This is a genomic window from Streptomyces sp. NBC_00873, assembly GCF_045207415.1.
Classification (GTDB): Bacteria; Actinomycetota; Actinomycetes; order Streptomycetales; family Streptomycetaceae; genus Streptomyces.
This window is the reverse complement of record NZ_CP108803.1, coordinates 6,703,830-6,723,342: the sequence shown is the minus strand read 5'-3', so window position 1 is coordinate 6,723,342 and position 19,513 is coordinate 6,703,830. Positions and strand designations below refer to the sequence as shown.

The 19,513-nt window shown below is 69.9% G+C and carries 20 protein-coding genes and 1 pseudogene; 7 read left to right on the top strand and 14 right to left on the bottom strand.

Features of this window, described 5'->3' with window-relative positions; all coding sequences use genetic code 11:
• The first annotated feature begins 4 nt into the window (after positions 1–4).
• Entirely contained in the window at positions 5–862 is an 858-nt protein-coding gene (locus OH809_RS31035; RefSeq protein WP_406515940.1) for a deoxyribonuclease IV, read from the top strand.
• 111 nt (positions 863–973) lie between these two features.
• On the opposite strand, the gene OH809_RS31030 is transcribed toward OH809_RS31035, so the two are convergent.
• Positions 974–1,606: a sulfite oxidase-like oxidoreductase gene (locus OH809_RS31030; RefSeq protein ID WP_406418670.1), complete on the bottom strand. Its 633-nt coding sequence runs from the start codon at positions 1,604–1,606 to the stop codon at positions 974–976.
• A 153-nt stretch (positions 1,607–1,759) separates the two neighbouring features.
• Between OH809_RS31030 and bfr the strand changes: the two genes are divergently transcribed.
• On the top strand, positions 1,760–2,239 hold the full coding sequence (bfr, locus tag OH809_RS31025; RefSeq protein ID WP_266986592.1) for a bacterioferritin: 480 nt from the start codon (positions 1,760–1,762) through the stop codon (positions 2,237–2,239).
• 39 nt (positions 2,240–2,278) lie between these two features.
• Here the strand turns inward: bfr and OH809_RS31020 are convergent, their stop codons facing one another.
• Positions 2,279–2,611: a bacterioferritin-associated ferredoxin gene (locus OH809_RS31020; RefSeq protein ID WP_406418672.1), complete on the bottom strand. Its 333-nt coding sequence runs from the start codon at positions 2,609–2,611 to the stop codon at positions 2,279–2,281.
• 169 nt (positions 2,612–2,780) lie between these two features.
• The gene (locus OH809_RS31015; protein ID WP_406418673.1) at positions 2,781–4,127 is read right to left on the bottom strand and encodes a class II 3-deoxy-7-phosphoheptulonate synthase; all 1,347 of its coding nucleotides are present in this window, start codon (positions 4,125–4,127) and stop codon (positions 2,781–2,783) included.
• Positions 4,128–4,229: 102 nt separating this feature from the next.
• On the opposite strand from OH809_RS31015, the gene OH809_RS31010 reads away from it, so the two are divergent.
• Positions 4,230–4,286 carry a trp operon leader peptide gene (locus OH809_RS31010; protein ID WP_107063558.1) on the top strand — a complete coding sequence of 19 codons (57 nt, stop codon included), beginning with the start codon at positions 4,230–4,232 and terminating at the stop codon, positions 4,284–4,286.
• Between the two features lie 94 nt (positions 4,287–4,380).
• Positions 4,381–6,267 carry an anthranilate synthase family protein gene (locus OH809_RS31005; protein WP_406418675.1) on the top strand — a complete coding sequence of 629 codons (1,887 nt, stop codon included), beginning with the start codon at positions 4,381–4,383 and terminating at the stop codon, positions 6,265–6,267.
• 251 nt (positions 6,268–6,518) lie between these two features.
• Here OH809_RS31005 and OH809_RS31000 read toward each other — a convergent pair whose 3' ends face one another.
• The 5 genes and pseudogenes from OH809_RS31000 to OH809_RS30980 form a co-directional block, all read right to left on the bottom strand.
• A complete protein-coding gene (locus OH809_RS31000; protein WP_406418676.1) occupies positions 6,519–7,526 on the bottom strand; it encodes a 2-hydroxyacid dehydrogenase in 1,008 nt (335 codons plus the stop codon).
• 77 nt (positions 7,527–7,603) lie between these two features.
• A pseudogene (locus tag OH809_RS30995) lies at positions 7,604–7,774 on the bottom strand (6-phosphofructokinase); the annotation flags it as partial.
• A gap of 23 nt (positions 7,775–7,797) precedes the next feature.
• The gene (locus tag OH809_RS30990) at positions 7,798–8,490 is read right to left on the bottom strand and encodes a response regulator (RefSeq protein WP_406418678.1); all 693 of its coding nucleotides are present in this window, start codon (positions 8,488–8,490) and stop codon (positions 7,798–7,800) included.
• Positions 8,487–9,719, bottom strand: coding sequence for a MacS family sensor histidine kinase (macS, locus tag OH809_RS30985; protein WP_406418680.1), 1,233 nt, complete (start codon positions 9,717–9,719; stop codon positions 8,487–8,489). The genes OH809_RS30990 and macS overlap by 4 nt, the downstream gene beginning before the upstream one ends.
• Before the next feature lie 51 nt (positions 9,720–9,770).
• The gene (locus OH809_RS30980) at positions 9,771–10,514 is read right to left on the bottom strand and encodes a lysophospholipid acyltransferase family protein (protein WP_037697119.1); all 744 of its coding nucleotides are present in this window, start codon (positions 10,512–10,514) and stop codon (positions 9,771–9,773) included.
• A 195-nt stretch (positions 10,515–10,709) separates the two neighbouring features.
• Between OH809_RS30980 and OH809_RS30975 the strand changes: the two genes are divergently transcribed.
• Both OH809_RS30975 and OH809_RS30970 read left to right on the top strand, forming a co-directional pair.
• Positions 10,710–11,489, top strand: a complete 780-nt coding sequence (locus tag OH809_RS30975) for an alpha/beta hydrolase (protein WP_406418682.1) — start codon at positions 10,710–10,712, stop codon at positions 11,487–11,489.
• A complete protein-coding gene (locus OH809_RS30970) occupies positions 11,482–12,138 on the top strand; it encodes a hypothetical protein (protein ID WP_406418683.1) in 657 nt (218 codons plus the stop codon). The genes OH809_RS30975 and OH809_RS30970 overlap by 8 nt, the downstream gene beginning before the upstream one ends.
• An 85-nt stretch (positions 12,139–12,223) precedes the next feature.
• On the opposite strand, the gene OH809_RS30965 is transcribed toward OH809_RS30970, so the two are convergent.
• The 6 genes from OH809_RS30965 to OH809_RS30940 form a co-directional block, all read right to left on the bottom strand.
• Positions 12,224–12,997, bottom strand: coding sequence for an endonuclease/exonuclease/phosphatase family protein (locus OH809_RS30965; RefSeq protein WP_406418685.1), 774 nt, complete (start codon positions 12,995–12,997; stop codon positions 12,224–12,226).
• Positions 12,998–13,077: 80 nt separating this feature from the next.
• Positions 13,078–14,019 (bottom strand): ROK family glucokinase, encoded by a 942-nt coding sequence (locus OH809_RS30960; protein WP_406418687.1) that lies wholly within the window; start codon positions 14,017–14,019, stop codon positions 13,078–13,080.
• A 75-nt stretch (positions 14,020–14,094) separates the two neighbouring features.
• Complete coding sequence (locus tag OH809_RS30955; protein ID WP_406418689.1) at positions 14,095–14,553, bottom strand: DUF5304 domain-containing protein; 459 nt, start codon at positions 14,551–14,553, stop codon at positions 14,095–14,097.
• A gap of 106 nt (positions 14,554–14,659) precedes the next feature.
• The gene (locus tag OH809_RS30950) at positions 14,660–15,997 is read right to left on the bottom strand and encodes an ArsA family ATPase (RefSeq protein WP_406418690.1); all 1,338 of its coding nucleotides are present in this window, start codon (positions 15,995–15,997) and stop codon (positions 14,660–14,662) included.
• Between the two features lie 4 nt (positions 15,998–16,001).
• The gene (locus OH809_RS30945; protein WP_266986565.1) at positions 16,002–16,451 is read right to left on the bottom strand and encodes an SRPBCC family protein; all 450 of its coding nucleotides are present in this window, start codon (positions 16,449–16,451) and stop codon (positions 16,002–16,004) included.
• A gap of 105 nt (positions 16,452–16,556) precedes the next feature.
• On the bottom strand, positions 16,557–17,363 hold the full coding sequence (locus OH809_RS30940) for a metallophosphoesterase (RefSeq protein ID WP_406418692.1): 807 nt from the start codon (positions 17,361–17,363) through the stop codon (positions 16,557–16,559).
• 281 nt (positions 17,364–17,644) lie between these two features.
• Between OH809_RS30940 and OH809_RS30935 the strand changes: the two genes are divergently transcribed.
• Positions 17,645–19,441, top strand: a complete 1,797-nt coding sequence (locus tag OH809_RS30935) for an AMP-dependent synthetase/ligase (RefSeq protein ID WP_406418693.1) — start codon at positions 17,645–17,647, stop codon at positions 19,439–19,441.
• Positions 19,442–19,513 lie beyond the last annotated feature (72 nt).

The window sequence follows — 19,513 nt, the reverse complement described above, 5'->3', positions numbered from 1 at the left end:
CCATATGCGCAACCCCGTCGGCGGCCATATCCCCGTGGCCGGCGGCCTCGCCAAAGTCGGTCTGCCCTACGCCCGCGAGATGGGGGCGGAGGCCGTCCAGGTCTTCGTCGCCAATCCGCGCGGCTGGGCCACACCCACCGGGAACCCGGCGCAGGACGAACAGTTCCGCGCCGAGTGTGCAGCCGAGTCGATACCGGCATACGTCCACGCCCCGTACCTGATCAATTTCGGCTCGCACACCGAGGCCACCGTGGAGAAGTCCGTGGACTCGCTGCGCCACTCCCTGCGCCGGGCCCGTGAGATCGGCGCCCTCGGCGTCGTGGTGCACACCGGCTCGGCGACCGGCGGCCGGCCGCGCGCGGAGGCCCTGGCGCAGGTACGGACGCACATGAGGCCGCTCCTCGACGAGCTGACCCATGACGACGACCCCTATCTGCTGCTGGAGTCGACCGCCGGACAGGGATTCTCGCTCTGCTCGCGGACCTGGGACTTCGGCCCGTATTTCGACGCACTCGACGCCCACCCCAAGCTCGGTATCTGTCTCGACACCTGCCACATCTACGCGGCGGGGCACGATCTGGCGGGCCCCGCGGGCATGAAGCAGACCCTGGACCTGCTGGTGGACACGGTCGGCGAGGGGCGGCTGAAGCTGATCCACGCCAATGACTCCAAGGACGTGGTGGGAGCCAACAAGGACCGGCACGAGAACATCGGCGCCGGACACATCGGCGAGGATCCGTTCCGGGAGCTGTTCGCTCATCCGGCGACGGCGGGAGTACCGCTGATCATCGAGACGCCGGGCGGCAAGGAAGGCCATGCGGCGGATGTGGCGCGGCTGAAGGGGCTGCGCGACTGCGGCTGACCGCGAAACCCATCGAGGAATACCCCTAGGGGGTATACGGTTCGCGGCAAGGGCCACGCGGTGGTGCACCAGTACACCCACTGAGAACGGCCCCGCACCGGGACCGTCAGGTCAGAGCTCGGGGCCTTCCCCGGGCTCTTCCTGGTAGGAGTAGCGCTGCTCGCGCCACGGGTCGCCGATGTTGTGGTAGCCGCGCTCCTCCCAGAAGCCCCGGCGATCGGCCGTCATGTACTCGACGCCCCGGACCCACTTGGGCCCCTTCCAGGCGTACAGGTGCGGCACGACAAGGCGCAGCGGGAAGCCGTGCTCCGCGGTGAGCAGCTCACCGCCCTTGTGGGTGGCGAAAAGCGTGCGGTCCGAGGTGAAGTCGGCGAGCCGCAGGTTCGAGCTGAATCCGTACTCGGCCCAGACCATCACATGCGTGACCTGGGGCGCGGGTGGCGCGAGTTCCAGGATCGTACGAGCGAGCACCCCGCCCCATTCGGCCCCGAGCATGCTGAATTTCGTGACGCAGTGCAGGTCGGCGACGACCGAGGAGAACGGCAGGGCCGAGAACTCCTGGTGGTTCCAGCAGTGTTTCTCGCCGTCCGCGGTGGCCCCGAAGACCCGGAACTCCCAGCGGTCGGGCTTGAACTTGGGAACGGGCCCGTAGTGGGTAACCGGCCAACCGCGCTGCAGTCGCTGACCCGGCGGAAGCTCGGCCTGCTCTGATTCGCGGTATTCCCGGCTTTCCGGCTGACCCATGCCTCCATGGTGACAGACAGGCAGGGGTGGTCATGACCAGGGTGCGACTATTCGGGCAACTCGTACTAAGCATGTACTTACTGGACGACTGGGGGGTGCGGTGCGAGGATGCGGCCAACGTGCCCAGTTCACCGGTTGGAAGGAGCCTCTGCGATGCAGGGCGACCCCGAGGTCCTCGAGTTCCTGAACGAACAGCTGACCGCCGAATTGACTGCCATCAATCAGTACTTCCTGCATGCGAAGATGCAGGACAACTTCGGCTGGACGAAGCTCGCGAAGTACACCCGGTCCGAATCGTTCGACGAGATGAAGCACGCCGAAACCCTGACGGACCGCATCCTCTTCCTCGATGGACTCCCCAACTATCAGCGGCTCTTCCACGTACGCGTGGGCCAGACGGTCACCGAGATGTTCCAGGCCGACCGCCAGGTCGAGGTGGAGGCGATCGACCGGCTCAAGCGCGGTATCGAGTTGATGCGCGGGAAGGGCGACATCACGTCCGCAAATATCTTTGAATCGATCCTGGAGGACGAGGAGCATCACATCGACTACCTCGACACCCAGCTGGAACTGATCGAGAAGCTCGGCGAGCCGCTCTACATCGCGCAGCAGATCGAGCAGCCTGACAGCTGAGTCCGGGACACCTGACAGCTGAGTCCGGGAGAGCCGGGTTCAGGCTGCGTCGGGGAGCCGGATGCCCGGGACCGGGCCGGGACCGATGCCCGGGATCCGTCCGGGGGCGATGCCCGGACCGATGCGGGGGGCCACACCTGGTGCGATCGAGGGGGTCTGCTCGGGGGCGTCACCGGGGGCCTGCTTCTGGTCCAGCAGTTCCCGGCGCGCGCACGCACCGCGGCCGAGCATCGCCTGAATCCGGCGGACACAGCCGCCGCAGTCGGTGCCCGCCTTGCAGGCGTTGGCTATCTGGCGGGGGGTACACGCCCCGGCGTCCGCATGTTCCTTGACCTGCTGCTCCGTAATGCCGAAACACGAGCAGACGTACATGCGGTTCACCTCCCGGCAGGATGGGTCATGGATGCCACCCCGCTGAACGGTGAGGCTAACCTAACCTTACCCGGCGCCCAGGACCGGTAAAAGTCCCGGAACGCCCTGTGGGGCACGGATCACATCGATCCGTGCCCCACAGTCGTACGTGCGCCACCTGCGGTGACGGCTACTGGTCCCGGTACATCTCGGCGACCAGGAACGCCAGGTCCAGCGACTGGCTGCGGTTGAGCCGCGGGTCGCAAGCCGTCTCGTACCGCTGGTGCAGGTCGTCCACGAAGATCTCGTGGCCGCCGCCGACGCACTCGGTGACGTCGTCACCGGTGAGCTCGACGTGTATGCCGCCCGGGTGCGTACCGAGGCCCTTGTGCACCTCGAAGAAGCCCTTGACCTCGTCCAGGACGTCGTCGAAGCGACGGGTCTTGTGGCCGGAGGCCGCCTCGAAGGTGTTGCCGTGCATCGGGTCGGTGACCCAGGCGATGACCGCACCGGAGGCGGTGACCTTCTCGACCAGCGCGGGGAGCTTGTCGCGGACCTTGTCGGCGCCCATCCGGACGATGAAGGTCAGCCGGCCGGGCTCGCGGTCCGGGTCGAGGCGGTCGATGTAGCCGAGCGCCTCGTCGACGGTGGTCGTCGGGCCGAGCTTGATGCCGATGGGGTTGCGGATCTTCGAGGCGAACTCGATGTGCGCGCCGTCCATCTGGCGGGTGCGCTCACCGATCCAGACCATGTGACCGGAGGTGTCGTACAGCTCACCGGTGCGCGAGTCGGTGCGGGTCAGCGCCGACTCGTAGTCCAGCAGCAGCCCCTCGTGCGAGGAGTAGAACTCGACCGCCTTGAACTCGGCCGGGTCCGTGCCGCACGCCTTCATGAAGTTCAGCGCGTTGTCGATCTCGCGGGCCAGCGCCTCGTAACGCTGACCGGACGGGGACGACTTCACGAAGTCCTGGTTCCAGGCGTGGACCTGGCGCAGGTCGGCGTAACCGCCGGTGGTGAAGGCGCGGACCAGGTTCAGCGTGGAAGCGGACGCGTGGTACATCTGCTTCAGCCGGTCCGGGTCCGGGACGCGGGCCTTCTCGGTGAAGGCGAAGCCGTTGACGGAGTCTCCGCGGTAGGTCGGCAGGGTCACGCCGTCGCGGGTCTCGGTCGACTTGGAGCGCGGCTTGGAGTACTGACCGGCGATCCGGCCGACCTTGACGACGGGCACGGAGGCCGCGTAGGTCAGAACGGCGCTCATCTGGAGCAGCGTCTTCAGCTTGGCCCGGATGTGGTCGGCCGACACTGCGTCGAAGGCCTCGGCGCAGTCGCCGCCCTGCAGCAGGAACGCCTCGCCCTTGGCGACGGCTCCCATGCGGGCGCGCAGCTGGTCGCACTCGCCCGCGAAGACGAGCGGCGGATACGACGCGAGGTCCGCGAGTACATCGCGCAGAGCCTCGGCATCGGGGTACTCGGGCTGCTGCGCCGCGGGAAGGTCTCGCCAGGTGTTGCCACCGGCGACGGAGGTATTGGCGTTCACGGTCACAACCACAACATTACGGGGTCCAGGGGGGCATCCATCCGTACGCTCAACAGTTGAGACGCGCGCTCGGATGAACCGGGCGTCCGATAGGGTTCGGACATGTTCGCGCAGACGCACCAGAACTGGTGGTGGACCGCTCATCCGGCGGCCCACTGATTCATCGCGCGCAACAGACCACGCGAAGGCCGCCCGAGGGGCGGCCTTCTCTGCGTTTCGGGGCCGTTCCTCCATCCGGAAGGAACACCACCCCATGCCTCATCGCACCGCATCCGTCCTCGCCCGGCTGGTCCGGGACGACTGCCCGCCGTTCGCGCTGCTGCGCAGGCGCACCCCCGGTCACGACCACGACATCGTCGAGGCGCTGATCGGCCGGGTCCGGGAGGCTGACCGGCTCGCCTGTCTCCCGGTCGGACCGCAGCCCTCGCTCGCCCTGGTGCCGTTCCGGCAGATCGCCGAGCGCGGATTCGACGTGCGCGACGACGGGACGCCGCTGTCCGTGCTGGTCGCGGACGAGACGTACGAGCTTCCGCTGGACGAGGTGCTCGCCGCGCTGCCCACCCATGACGTACGGGTCGAGGGCGGCGCCTTCGACGTCCCCGACGAGGAGTACGCCGGCGTCGTCCGGCGGGTCATCGAGGACGAGATCGGGCGGGGTGAGGGCGCGAACTTCGTCATCCGGCGCACCTTCCAGGGCGAGATCCCGGGGTTCGGGCGGACCGACGCGCTGGCCCTGTTCCGTCGGCTGCTGGCCGGTGAGCGGGGCGCGTACTGGACATTCGTCGTGCACACCGGGGAGAGGACGCTGGTCGGCGCCAGCCCGGAGGTGCATGTGCGGATGTCCGGCGGGACGGTCGTGATGAACCCGATCAGCGGAACGTACCGCTACCCCGCCGAAGGGCCGACCGCCGAGAGCCTGCTGACCTTCCTCGGCGACCGCAAGGAGACCGAGGAGCTCTCCATGGTGGTCGACGAGGAACTGAAGATGATGTGCACCGTCGGCGACATGGGCGGCGTGGTGATCGGGCCGCGGCTCAAGGAGATGGCGCATCTCGCGCACACCGAGTACGAACTGCGCGGGCGCTCCTCGCTGGATGTGCGGGAGGTGCTGAAGGAGACCCTGTTCGCCGCGACCGTCACCGGCTCGCCAGTGCAGAACGCGTGCCGGGTCATCGAGCGGTACGAGCCCGGCGCCCGCGGCTACTACGCGGGCGCGCTGGCCCTGCTGCGGCAGGAGCCGGGCGGGGCACAGACCCTGGACTCGCCCATCCTGATCCGTACCGCCGACATCGCGGCCGACGGACGGCTGCGGGTGCCGGTCGGGGCGACGCTCGTACGCCACTCCGATCCGGACAGCGAGGTCGCCGAGACCCATGCGAAGGCGGCGGGGGTACTGACCGCACTGGGCGTGCGGCCGGGACGCCCTCGGGCGGAGGAGACGCGTCCGCAACTGGCCGGCGACCCCCGGGTGCGGGCCGCCCTGGACGCCCGGCGGGACGGGCTCGCGCCGTTCTGGCTGCGGATGCAGGAGCGCACGCAGGAGCTCTCCGGCCATGCGCTGGTGATCGACGGGGAGGACACCTTCACCGCGATGCTGGCGCATCTGCTGCGCGCCTCGGGCCTTGAGGTGTCGGTGCACCGCTACGACGAGCCGGGGCTGCGCGAGACCGTACGGGCGCACACGGGCCCGGTCGTGCTGGGCCCCGGGCCCGGGGATCCGGCCGACACCGGCGATCCGAAGATGCGGCTGCTGCGCGAATTCGCCGCGGAGCTGGTGCGGGAGCACCGGCACGGGCTGCTGGGCGTGTGCCTGGGCCATGAACTGATCGCGGCGGAGCTGGGTCTGGAGATCGTCCGCAAGACCGTGCCGCACCAGGGCGCGCAGACCCGGATCGAGCTGTTCGGGCGCCCGGAGACGGTCGGTTTCTACAACAGCTTCACCGCACGCTGCGACGACGAGACGGTCGCCGAGCTGGCCGCGCACTCCATCGAGGTGAGCCGGGACGCGACCACCGGGGAACTGCACGCGCTGCGCGGGGGCGGGTTCGCGTCGGTGCAGTTCCACCCGGAGTCGGTGCTGACGCTGCGCGGCGCGTCGATCGTCGCCGAGCTGCTGGCGGGGCTGCCCGTGCCCGGCTGACCGCGGACGCGGACGGGGCTCCGGAATCCGCCGAAGCGGTCCGGGGCCTCAGAGGCCGTCGGGGCAAAACTTGCCGGGAGGGGCACCAGGTCCTGTCCGGTCGATCTTCGTGGATCAGCCTGCGGCGTCCGGTGCGGTGCATCGCAAGGCGGAGGATCGTCCTCGTACTGGGCGTACTTGGGCGACTGAAGACAACGCGGCGAGGTGCCGTGCCGGACGTCGCGGGCCCACGAAGATCGGCCGGACAGGGCCTAGTCCTGGGGAGGCCTGGGGACGAGGACGTTGTCGCTGCGGCGGCGGGCCAGGTAGTCGGCGACGTTCTGCACGGTGGCGTCGATGATCTGCGCCACGGCGTCCTCCGTGTAGTACGCCTGGTGCGAGGTGACGATGACGTTCGGGAAGGTGACGAGCCGTGCCAGGGTGTCGTCGTCGACGACCTCCAGGGACTTGTCGAGGAAGAAGAGCCCGGCCTCCGCCTCGTACACATCGAGTCCGACACCGGTGAAGCGGCCCGCCCGCAATGCGGTGACCAGGGCCGAGGTGTCCACCAGTCCGCCACGGCTGGAGTTGATCAGGATCGCGTCGTCCTTCATCGCGGCCAGGGCGTCCTTGCCGATGATGTGGTGGGTCGCCGGCAGCAGCGGGACATGGAGGCTGATCAGGTCGGACTCGGCGAGGAGCTGTTCCTTCTCGACGTAGGTCATGCCGAGTTCGGTGCAGGCGGGGTTCTCGGCCACGTCCCAGCCGAGCAGCTTCATCCCGAAGCCATGGGCGATACGGGTGAAGGCCTCGCCGATCTTGCCTGTGCCGATCACGCCGACCGTGCGGCCGCGCATGTCCCGGCCGAGGAGACCGTCGAGCCGGAAGTCGAAGTCGCGCGTGCGGCTCGCGGCGCGGATGATGCGGCGATTGACCGCCATGGCGAGCGTCCAGGCGAATTCGGCGACCGAGTACGGCGAGTAGTACGAGACCCGGGCGACCCGCAGGGCGAGACGTTCGGCGACATCGAGGTCGATGTTGTTGAAGCCCGTGGAGCGCTGGGCGATCATCTGCGTGCCGCCCGCGGCGAGCGTCTGCAGAACGCCGCTGCCCAGGTCGGCGTTGACGCTGGTGGAGATGATCTCGTAGCCCGCCGCGATGGGTGCGGTGTCCTTGTTGAGGAACACGTCCAGGCAGCGGACCTCGTGCTGTTGTCCGGCGAAGGCCTTCTCAATCAGCGGCTTCTCGTCGGACTGCACACCGAATGCCAGGATTTCCACGATTTCTCCAGAAAGACAGAGCCACGGGCCGGATAGCCGCGAATATACGGCCCGTATCCCTGGTGCGCCGCTCGCACTCAGCCGAAGAGGACGCCGACCTTCGCGTAGAGCGCCGGATCGACCGTCTTGAGCCGGGCGGTCGCATCGGCGATCGGCACCCGCACGATGTCCGTGCCGCGCAGGGCGACCATCACGCCGTAGTCGCCGTCCCGGACGGCTTCGATGGCGTGCAGCCCGAAGCGGGTCGCCGGGAGATCGGGCGCCGTTGAGCTCAGGCGTCGTCGAGTCCGCGCTCGATCGCATACCGCACGAGCTCCACCCGGTTGTGCAACTGGAGCTTGCCCAGGGTGTTCTGGACATGGTTCTGGACGGTGCGGTGCGAGATGACCAGCCGCTCGGCGATCTGCTTGTACGAGAGTCCCTTGGCGACCAGCCGCAGCACCTCGGTCTCCCGGTCCGTCAGCTGCGGTGCCTTCGGCTCGTCCGACGCGACGGGCGCGGGGTCGGATGCCAGCCTGCGGTACTCGCCGAGCACCAGTCCGGCGAGGCCCGGGGTGAAGACCGGGTCGCCGACGGCTGTGCTCCGCACGGCCTCGGTCAGCTCCTGCGTACTGGCCGACTTGAGCAGATAGCCGGTGGCGCCGGACTTCACCGCTTCCAGTACGTCGGCGTGCTCACCGCTCGCCGAGAGCACCAGGACCCGCAGACCCGGGTGGGAGCCGACGAGTTCCTTGCAGACCTGGACGCCGGGCATCCCCGGCAGGTTCAGGTCGAGGACCAGGACATCGGGGTTGGCGGCCCTCGCCCGGCGCACGGCCTGCGGTCCGTCACCCGCGGTCGCCACCACGTCGAAGCCGGACTCGGCGAGGTCGCGGGCGACGGCGTCGCGCCACATCGGATGGTCGTCGACGACCATCACCCTGATGGTCTGCTGCTCGGCGCCCGCGGTGTTCTCCGTACTCATCGACCGGATCCTGCCTTCCCCCGTGAAACCTTCGGAACCTTCAACTCGACCTCGGTGCCCTGGCCAGGCACCGAAATCAACTCTGCTGTGCCACCCAGGTCGCGCAGCCGCCCCCGGATCGACAGGGCGACCCCCATCCGGCCTTCCCCCTCGGCCTGGGCCAGCCGCCCCTCCGCGATGCCGGGGCCGTCGTCCCGGACCGTGACGATCACCTCGTCGGGCCAGTCCTCGACGAGTATCCACGCCTGGGCGTCCTGGCCGGCGTGCACCCTGACATTGTCCAGGGCGGCACTGACAGCGGCCGCGAGTTCCTTCGCCGCCGCCGGGGCGAGCAGGACCGGAGCACCGGGCTCCGCGAAGCTGACCCGGGAGCCGGCGTGCGGGGCCAGCAGGGCGCGCAGATCGCAGTCGGCCGAACCGGACGGGCCGTCCTCCCGGTCGTCGACCTCGACCGTACGGACCACCGCGCCCTCGGAAGTGTCCTCGGAGACCCGGGTGGTGGGCACCAGACCGCTGGAGACAAGGGTGCGCAGGGCGACTTCCTGCTCCCCTGCCATCCGGCCCAGCTCGGCGGCCTCGCCGCCCAGCGCCATGCCGCGGCGCTGCACCATGGCGAGGACCTGGAGCACGCTGTCGTGGATGTCGCGGGCCAGCCGCTCCCGCTCCCGGGTCGCCGCCTCGATCTCCAGGGCGCGGGCGAGGGTGCGCTCACTGGCGCGGGCGACCTCGACTACGTACCCGACGGCGATGGAGGCGACCCAGACCAGCAGCACGTTGTGGAAGGTGTCGCGGCTGGGTTCGCCGCGCTCGATGATGTTGGCGACGGCGACGAAGGTGGAGGCCAGCGCCGCCCACCGCCAGCCGCCCTTGATCGCGAACGCCAGGACGGAGCCCGCGGTCCAGATGGACGGCAGGGTCGGGCCGTCGACGTACTGGGCCTCGAAGTCGGCGAGCGGGGTGAGCAGGATGCCGGTCAGGGCGAGGACGAGGTCGGCGCCGAGGAACCGCTTGGTGCAGCTCACGGCGTTCGCGACCTTCGGGAGGGTGGCGAGAGTCCAGACCGCCATGACGCCCAGGAAGGCGACAGCCACCCAGGGCCGGTCGTACTTCTCCCGGCCGACGGAGGCCAGCAGGATCGCGTAGACCATCGTCAGAATCCGGTACGCGGTCAGCGCGCGCCACAGCGGCTGTTCGACCGACATCCGTACGACCCGCTCGCGCTTGGCCATGTCCCCCACCCCCCGGACGGACACCGACGCGGTGACGCGCCGGCTGTTCCGTCACCCTTCCGTGCCGGGCTTTCTGCCCGCGTGCTTCTCTTCCTCCGCGCGGCGCTTCGCCTCGTCCGCGATCTGGCGCTTGGCCGCGGTCGCGTAGATGTCGACGTACTCCTGCCCGGAGAGCTTCATGATCTCGTACATCACCTCGTCGGTGACCGAGCGGAGAATGAAGCGGTCGCCCTCCATGCCGTGGTAGCGGCTGAAGTCGAGCGGCTTGCCGATCCTGATGCCCGGGCGCATCAGCTTGGGGATCACCTGACCGGGCGGCTGGATCTTCTCCGTGTCGATCATCGCCACGGGGATGACGGGTGCTCCGGTGGCAAGCGCCACCCGGGCGAGACCACCGGGCTTACCGCGGTAGAGGCGGCCGTCGGGCGACCGGGTGCCCTCCGGGTAGATCCCGAAGAGCCCGCCGCTCTCGATGACCTCTATACCGGCCTTGATCGCCGCCTCACCGGCACCGCGGGCACCGGACCGGTCCACCGGGAGCTGGCCGACGCCCTTGAAGAAGGCGGCGGTCAGCTTGCCCTTCACGCCGGGCGCGGTGAAGTACTCGGATTTGGCGATAAAGGTGACCTTGCGGTCCAGCACGGCCGGCAGGAAGAAGGAGTCGGAGAACGAGAGATGGTTGCTCGCGAGTATCGCCGGCCCCTGAGCGGGGATGTTCTCCAGGCCCTCCACCCACGGCCTGAAGGCGAGCTTCAATGACCCGCCGATGGAGAACTTCATTGCGCCGTAGATCAACTCGGGTGCCTCCTGTGTGCTGTCGCATTGACCTTAACCCGTGGTGCTGCCGCCGTTCCTGCCCGGCACGGGGCCGAAGCACGGCTGCGACCGGTGACGGCCCTGGTCGGTGTCAGTCCGGTCGCGTACGGTGAAGCAATCCTTCTTGCACTCCCCCTTTCGCTCCCTTTCGAGCCTCAAGAACAGGAGACCCCGGTGCCGGTCCTTCCTGGAGCCGAGCCGTTCCGCCACGAGGGCGGAGAGGTCGGCGTCCTCCTCTGTCACGGATTCACCGGTTCGCCCCAGTCGCTGCGCCCCTGGGCCGATTATCTCGCGGAGCGCGGACTCACGGTCGCGCTGCCGCTGCTGCCCGGGCACGGCACCCGCTGGGAGGACATGCAGGTCACGGGCTGGCAGGACTGGTACGCGGAGGTGGACCGGGAGCTGCGGGCCCTGTCGGAGCGGTGCCGTCAGGTCTTCGTCTTCGGGCTGTCCATGGGCGGTGCGCTGTCGCTGCGGCTGGCGGCGAAGCACGGGGACGCGATCAGCGGTCTGGTGCTCGTCAATCCGGGCAACAAGGTGCATGGCCTGGCGGCGTACGCACTGCCGGTCGTCCGCCATCTGCTGCCGTCCACGAAGGGCGTGGCGAACGACATCGCCCGGGAAGGCTCCACCGAGATCGGCTACGACCGGGTGCCGCTGCACGCTGCGCACTCCCTGCGGAACTTCTTCCGGCTGGTCGACGCGGAGCTGCCGCAGGTCACCCAGCCGCTCCTGCTGCTGCACAGCCCGCAGGACCATGTGGTGCCGCCGGCGGACTCGGCGCGGATCCTCAGCCGGGTGTCGTCCATGGATGTCGAGGAGATCCTGCTGGAACAGAGCTACCACGTGGCGACGTTGGACCACGATGCGGAGCGGATCTTCGACGAGAGCCACTCGTTCATCGGCCGCCTCGCTCCGAGCGTCGGGAAGAAGGGGAGCACGTCAGGTGGCTGAGCACGACGCGGAGCGCGCGGGCAGCGAGGAGGAGCGCGAACCGCGCCCCACCGAGGGGGAGGCCGTGCCCGAGGACGGCGCGGGTGCGCCACACGTCCCCGGGGGTCCGGGCAAGGGTGACGCGCTCGACGAGGACGCCGCTTGGGAGGCGATCGTCGCGGGCTACGGCGAGGAGCCGCCGGACCCGCCGGGCGCCAAGCCGTTCAAGTCGATCGACGGCCTCGCGCTCCTGGAGGACAGCGAGCGCAACGTCCTGGAGCCGGACAAGGGCACCAAGAAGAAGCCGCCGGAGAAGCCGCTCGGCAGCTCGGTCGTCTTCGCCCCCGGTGTCGGGGGTCCCCGCGACTACGAGCTGGCGGAGCCGGCGGACGGCGACAGCGACGACGCGGACGACAGCGACGAGGGACACTTCATCCCCCCGGAGCCGCCTCCGCTGCCGGAGGCCGATGTCACGGCGAAGTTCGCCTGGCTCGCGGTCGTCGGCGGACCGGTGCTGATGCTGCTCGCCGTGCTGTTGCAGTGGGAGATGACGTGGTGGCTCACCACGGTCTGCATCGGCGGTTTCCTGGGCGGTTTCGTCACCCTGGTCGCGCGGATGCAGCACGACGACGAGGATGACGACGACCCCGGGCGCGGCGCGGTGGTCTGAGCCGTCTCCCCCGGATCAGGCCGAGTGGCTGTCCGGTCGTACGAGGGCCGGGCCGGCCGCCGCAGGCCCGGCGAGACTCCGGGGGTCAATGCATCTGGGCGGGCGAGGACAGGGCGGGCACCCTGAGCGCGGCCAGTACCGGCAGATGGTCGGTGGCCGCGCGCAGGTCCTGCTCCGTGACGCCGGGCAGTCCCGACGGGACTCCGCAGCCGAGGACTTCGATGCCTCTGCTCGCGAAGACCGCGTCGATGCGCAGGCGCGGATCGTGGGCCGGGAAGGTGAGCTCGCCACCCCACGGCCGGACGGACCGGCCGTCCTGGAGCCGCCCGGCCAGCAGCTGGAAGGCTTTCCCCTCCGGTGCGTCGTTGAGGTCGCCAGCCACGATGACGTGCTCGACCTCCATGGCGTCCAGCCGGTCGAGCAGTAGGTCCGCCTGGACCACGCGCTCCTCGTGGCGCAGGCTCAGATGGCAGCTCAGCAGTCCGATCCGGGTGCCCGCGATCCGTACCACCGCCGTGGCGAAGCCTCTGCGGTGCAGTCCGGGGGTGCGCGGCAGCAGCAGGTCCTCCGTACGTTCCACGGTGGCGCGCAGCGAGCACAGGAGCAGCGGCCCGGCGGCGGTGGCGCCGCCGGCGAGGACCACCAGGTCGGTGTGGGCGGCGAGCCAGGCGGCGCGCTTGCGCCAGCGGAAGAAGCGCGGGGCCTCCTGGATGAAAACCAGATCGGGTGCGCAGGCGCGGATGACGCGGGCCAGCGCCTCACGGTCGTCGCGCATCGACCGGATGTTGTAGCTGAGCACTCTGATGACGGCCGAACCGTTCGGCTCGGTACGGGAGTCGGGCAGCTCCGTCATGACCATACGGCTCACCATACGACGGACGCCCGCCGCGACCGGTGAGGGCGCGACGGGCGTCCGGTGTTGTCCGTGACGTGGTGGGCTCAGCCCTGGCGGGCCAGGTCCGCCGCGCCCACCAGGCCTGCCTTGCCACCCAGTTGGGCCGCGAGCACCTGGGCGTGCGGCCGCCACTCGCCGCCGATCAGCCAGCGCCGGAACGACTTGCGGATCGGGTCGAGGACGAGCTCGCCCTCGTCCGAGACGCCGCCGCCGACGATGAACGCGGACGGGTCGAAGAGCGAGGCGAGGTCGGCGAGTCCGGCGCCGGCCCAGCGGGCCAGCTCGCGGAACGAGTCGATCGCCACCGGGTCGCCCTGCCGGGCGGCCGCGCTGATGTGCTTGCCCTCGATGCCGTCCACCGTGCCGTCGCCCAGGCCGAGAAGGACCGCGGCGTTCTCCGGGGTGGCGTTGGCACGCTGCCTCGCGTATCGGACGAGCGCGCGCCCGGATGCGTACTGCTCCCAACAGCCCTGGCTGCCGCAGCCGCAGAGCAGCCCGTCCGGGACGACCCGGATGTGGCCGAATTCGGCGGCCACACCGAAGCGTCCGCGGCGCAGTTTGTTGCCGATGATGATGCCGCCGCCGAGGCCGGTGCCGAGCGTGATGCAGATGACGTCGTCGTGGCCCTGGCCTGCGCCGAAGCGGTATTCACCCCAGGCCGCCGCGTTGGCGTCGTTCTCGACGACGACGGGGAGGCCGACGCGCTGCTCGACCTTGTCCTTCAGCGGTTCGTGCCGCCAGTTGATGTTCGGCGCGAACAGCACAGTGGCGCGCTTGTCGTCGACATATCCGGCAGCGCCGATGCCGACCGCTTCGACCTCGTGTCCCTCGCTGGCGCCGGACACCGCCGCCGCGATCGCGTCCACGATGCCTTCAGCCGTCGGCGGGGTCGGCACCTTGAACATCGAGAGGATCCGGCCCTCTTCGTCGACCACTCCAGCCGCGATCTTCGTGCCGCCGATATCGACGCCGATGGTGAGTCCCATGAATCCCTCAGTTTCGGTCGAGCCCCGCTGTGGCCAACCGTACCCGAGCCCCGCTCCCCGCCCTATCGGTGCCGGTCAGTCCAGGTCGATGTGTTCGCCCGGCCCGCTGTCGTCGTCGCGCGGGTCGGTGGGGTCGCCGGCCTTCTTCGAGGCGCCGCCGGGGTCTGCGGCGCCCTGGGTCCAGCGGCGTTCCTGGCCTTCGACGGCGGAGCGGTAGGCGGCGAGGAGTTCGCTGCCGGCCGCGGCGATGTGGTCGAAGACGTCCGGATTGCGTTCGATGACAGGCTCGACGGCGGCCTTCGCCTGCTTGATCACCTGCTGCACGGCGCCCTGGGCGGCGACGCCGAACAGCGGTGACTGGAGGGAGGCGACCTTGTCGGCCACGGCGTCGACCAGTTTGCGGAGCTCCTCGGCCGCGGAACCGGTCGGCGGGCCGTACTCGGCGCGGCGACGGCCCTTCTCGGCTTCCAGGTCCTCGGCGCAGGCCCTGGCCCACGCGTCGTCGTCGACGGGACGATCGGTGGCTTCGCTCATGGCGGACTCCTGCGACGTGGTTGCGGACGTCGCGCGTGCGGGGGCGTGGTCCACCGCCGCATACGGGACGCGTACTACCGACGTTACCCGAACGGTGGTACGCCGTTCAGGAGGTCCGCGGCCACAGTGTGGGGTCCGGCGTGAACCGGACCCGCAGTACACCGTCCGTCAGTGCGGCGCCGGAGACGGTGCAGCGGCGCAGTCCGGACTCCAGCGGCACGATCCGGTGGAACGGGCCGACGGTCAGGAGCAGTTCGTCGCCGCGCCGGACCAGCTGCAGGTTCTCCTTGACGGCTCCGGGCAGCGGCAGGCACCAGACCAGGACCCCGTCGCCGTCCTCACTGACGGCCGGCTGCGGCGCGGCGGTCGCGTCCGGTCGGCCACGGAGCAGTTCCCGCAGCTCGTCGTGGCCGTCCGGGGCGTTCGGGTCCTCGATCCACCAGGGGTCCTGGGCGCGTCCGCCCGGCCGGTCGTCCAGCTCGACGGCGAGCCCGTCCCCCGCGAAGAGCCCGCCGCCGGTGCCCGCCGCCTCGAAGGTGGTGCAGCTCGACGAAGTGTCGAGGAGGGTGAGGTCGTCGAGCCCCTGCGGGTCCCGGCCGAGATGGGGCACCTCGCACAGGGACGCGGCCGGCACCCACTCCTCGTACCAGTGGCCGATGCACTTCTCCTGCTGGGCGGCGAGATCGGCGAACCAGGGGTCGGAGGAATGCCTGGGCAGCACCCGGTTGACGGTGAGCGTGTCGACGCGGAGTCCGTGCAGGGCGAGTCCGGTGCGGGCGGTGCGCAGGGCGTCCTCGGCGGCGGGTCCCGGTTCGGCGACGAGGCGGACCGTGGTGCCGCGGTCCTCGACCAGGGTCTGGACGGAGGCCAGCTCGGCGTCCCGGCGGGCGGCGGTCTCGTACAGCCACTGGGCGGGCATAGGGACGCCGGCGAGCTGGGCGAGCATCGGGCGCAGGGCGCGGGCCGCCTGGCGCTCCGGGGGCAGCAGGCGGCGCAGATAGCGGCGCAGCTGTTCGGGCAGGGCGAGCACGGCGAGGGCTTCGCGCAGCGGGGGCAGGTCGACGACGAGGGTGTCGTAGCCGTCCCGCGACCAGTCACCCCGGGCTGCGCGGCGCAGGGTGTGCAGCAGGGCGAGCTGGGCGCTGCCGGGGAGTTCGGTCAGCTCCTCGCCGTCGAGCCGGTTCCCGCCGAGCAGGTCGAGTACGGAGGACGCCTGGTCCTGGAGGGAGAGAAGTTCGGTACGGAAGTGCTCGCCGGAGTCGATGCGGGCGAACCAGAGTCCCTCGGTGACCTCGGTGGGTTCCGTGCCGGTGGGGAAGCCGGGTATGGCGTCGGCGGAGAGCAGCAGCGTGCGGCGGCCGCGGCGGGCCGCGGCCAGTGCGGTCGCCGCCGCGACGGTGGTACGGCCGGCGCCGCCGGGGCCGGTGACGAGGACCGTACGCATCCGGTCAGCCCCGCGGGACGGACTCGACGCGCTTCTTCAGACCGGCCAGCGCGCGGTCGATGATGACCTTCTCCGCCTTGCGCTTGATCATGCCGAGCATCGGGATCTTGACGTCGACGGTCAGCCGGTAGGTGACCTCGGTGCGGCTGCCGTCGCCGAGCGGGGCCAGTGCGTAGGAGCCGTCGATGGCGCGCAGCATCTGGGACTTGACCAGGGTCCAGCTGACCTCGTGGTCGCCGGTCCAGGTGTAGGCGAGCGTGTGGTCGTCCTTGATCGCACCGGCGTCGAGGACCAGCCGGACCTTCTCGGCGCGGCCCTGCTCGTCCTTGGCGAGGACCTCGGCTTCCTTGACCTCACCGGTCCACTCCGGGTACCGGTCGAAGTCGGCGATGACGCCCATGACGTCGGCCGGTGCCGCCTCGATCGTGATGGTCGAGCTGGTGTGTTCAGCCATCGCTGTGGCTCCTCCAGTGCGGTGTACCGGTCGGTCGGCAGAGGCCTGCCGCCAGAAGGCTATCGCGTGCGCGGGGCGCATCGTCCCAGGGTCGGGGCCGTGTGGTCACCACTCCAGGGCCCAGGGCCGGCCGGTCGAGGCGAAGTGACCGACGTTGACGCATTCGGTGGCGCCGATCCGCATCCGGCGGACCAGGGGCTGGTGGACATGGCCGAAGACGGCGTACCGGGGGCGGGTCCGGCGGATCGCGTCGAGGAGTGCCCTGCTGCCGCGCTCGAACCGGCGCGCCACCGTGTCGTAGGTCAGCTCCGGTACGTCGGGCGGGATGTGCGTGCACAGGACGTCCACCTCGCCGACCGCCTCGATCTTGGCGGCGTACTCCTCGTCGCTGATCTCGCACGGGGTGCGCATCGGGGTTCGGAGCCCGCCGCCGACGAAGCCGAAGACGCGGCCGCCGATCTCGGCTCGTTCGCCGTCCAGGACGGTGGTGCCGGGGCGGGCGTATTCGGGCCAGAGGTCGGGGATGTCGACATTGCCGTACGTGGCATACGTCGGTGTGGGGAAGGCCGCGAACATCTCGGCATACTGATGGCGCACCGCACCGACGATGGCGGCATTGCGGTCCAGGCCCGCCCAGAGACCGCGACCGAAGTCACGGGCCTCCTCGTAGCGGCGGGCGGTGCGCAGCTCGACGATCCGGTCGGCGTTCTCCACGCCGAAGAGTTCGGGGAAGATGCCGCGCGAGTGGTCGGCGTAGTCGAGGAAGAGCACCAGGTCACCGAGGCAGACGAGGGCGTCGGCGCCGTCCCCGGCCCGGGCCAGGGCTTCGGTGTTCCCGTGCACGTCACTGACCACGTGAATCCGGGTACGGCGTGCGGTGGCACCCTCGCGGCTGTTCGCTCCGGCTGGCATGACGATCACCCTAGGGCGCCGCCGACGGACTGGGTAGAGCCCGCCGGACCTGCGGATACTTCATGCTTGTCACCTGGGTGCACTACTGTGCGCGCGAGGATCACCGATATGTGTGACGCATAAGACATCTGGCCGGAACCCCCTATCCGGAACCGAGTACTGGTGGGTAACGTCCGGGCGGTCCAGTCGTGCTCACCTCACTGAGCACCCTGCCAATCCTGGACCGCAGCCGGTGCGTCACACAGAGCCGTGGCAGCGGAGCCCGATGAGGAGCAGCAGTCTTGCGCGAGTTCAGCCTTCCGGCCCTGTACGAGGTTCCCTCGGACGGCAACCTGACGGATCTCATCCGCCGCAATGCCTCTCAGCATCCCGATGTAGCGGTGATGAGCCGCAAGGTGGCGGGCCTGTGGACCGATGTCACCGCCGCCCGGTTCCTGGCCGAGGTCAGAGCCGCCGCCAAGGGCCTGATCGCCGCAGGCGTGCAGCCCGGCGACCGGATCGGTCTGATGTCCCGTACCCGCTACGAGTGGGTGCAGCTGGACTTCGCGATCTGGAGCGCGGGCGCGGTCACCGTCCCGGTGTACGAGACCAGCTCCGCCGAGCAGGTCCAGTGGATCCTCGGCGACTCCGGCGCGGTCGCGGTGATCGTGGAGAGCGACGGGCATGCCGAGTCCGTCGCCGCCATGCGCGACCGGCTGCCGGAGCTGCGCAACGTGTGGCAGATCGACAAGGACGCGGTCGACGAGCTGACCGCGTCGGGTACGGAGGTCTCGGACGAGACCGTCGACCTGCGCAGCGCCGCTGCCAAGGCCGACGACCCGGCCACCATCGTCTACACGTCGGGCACCACCGGCCGCCCCAAGGGCTGTGTGCTCACGCACCGAAGCTTCTTCGCCGAGTGCGGCAACGTGGTGGAGCGGCTGAAGCCCCTCTTCCGTACCGGCGAGTGCTCCGTACTGCTCTTCCTGCCCGCGGCCCATGTCTTCGGCCGACTGGTCGAGGTGGCCGCGGTGATGGCCCCGATCCGCCTCGGCTGCGTACCGGACATCAAGAACCTCACCGATGAGCTGGCCGCGTTCCGGCCGACGCTGATCCTCGGTGTGCCGCGGGTCTTCGAGAAGGTCTACAACTCGGCGCGTGCCAAGGCGCAGGCCGACGGCAAGGGCAAGATCTTCGACAGGGCCGCGAACATCGCGATCGCCTACAGCCGTGCGCTCGGCACTCCTCAGGGTCCGTCCATCGGCCTGAAGTTCAAGCACAAGGTCTTCGACCGGCTGGTCTACAGCAAGCTGCGCGCCGTGCTCGGCGGCCTCGGCGAGTACGCGATCTCGGGCGGTGCGCCGCTGGGCGAGCGGCTCGGGCACTTCTACCGCGGCATCGGCTTCACGGTGCTGGAGGGATACGGCCTCACGGAGACGTGCGCGGCCACCGCGTTCAACCCGTGGGACCGGCAGAAGATCGGTACGGTCGGCCAGCCGCTGCCCGGCTCGGTCGTCCGGATCGCCGACGACGGCGAGGTGCTGCTGCACGGCGAGCATCTGTTCGCGAGCTACTGGAACAACGAGGCGGCGACGGCCGACGCGCTGGCCGACGGCTGGTTCCACACGGGGGACATCGGCACCCTCGACGAGGACGGCTATCTGACGATCACCGGCCGCAAGAAGGAGATCATTGTCACGGCGGGCGGCAAGAACGTCGCTCCCGCAGTGATCGAGGACCGGATCCGCGGGCACGCCCTGGTCGCGGAGTGCATGGTGGTCGGCGACGGGCGGCCGTTCGTCGGTGCGCTGATCACCCTGGACGAGGAGTTCCTGGCCCACTGGGCCGAGGAGCACGGCAAGCCGGCCGGCTCGACGGCGGTGTCGCTGCGCGAGGACCCGGAGCTGCTGGCCGAGGTGCAGCGGGCGGTGGACGACGGCAACGCGGCGGTGTCCAAGGCGGAGTCGGTGCGCAAGTTCCGCATCCTGGCCTCGCAGTTCACCGAGGAGGCCGGTCACATCACGCCCTCGCTGAAGCTGAAGCGGAATGTGGTGGCGAAGGACTTCGCGGACGAGGTGGAGTCGATCTACCACGGCTGATCCCGCGGTTGCAGGTGTACGGGGAGGGGCCCGCACGACTGATCGACCCCTCCCCCGTGCCTTCGTATCTTC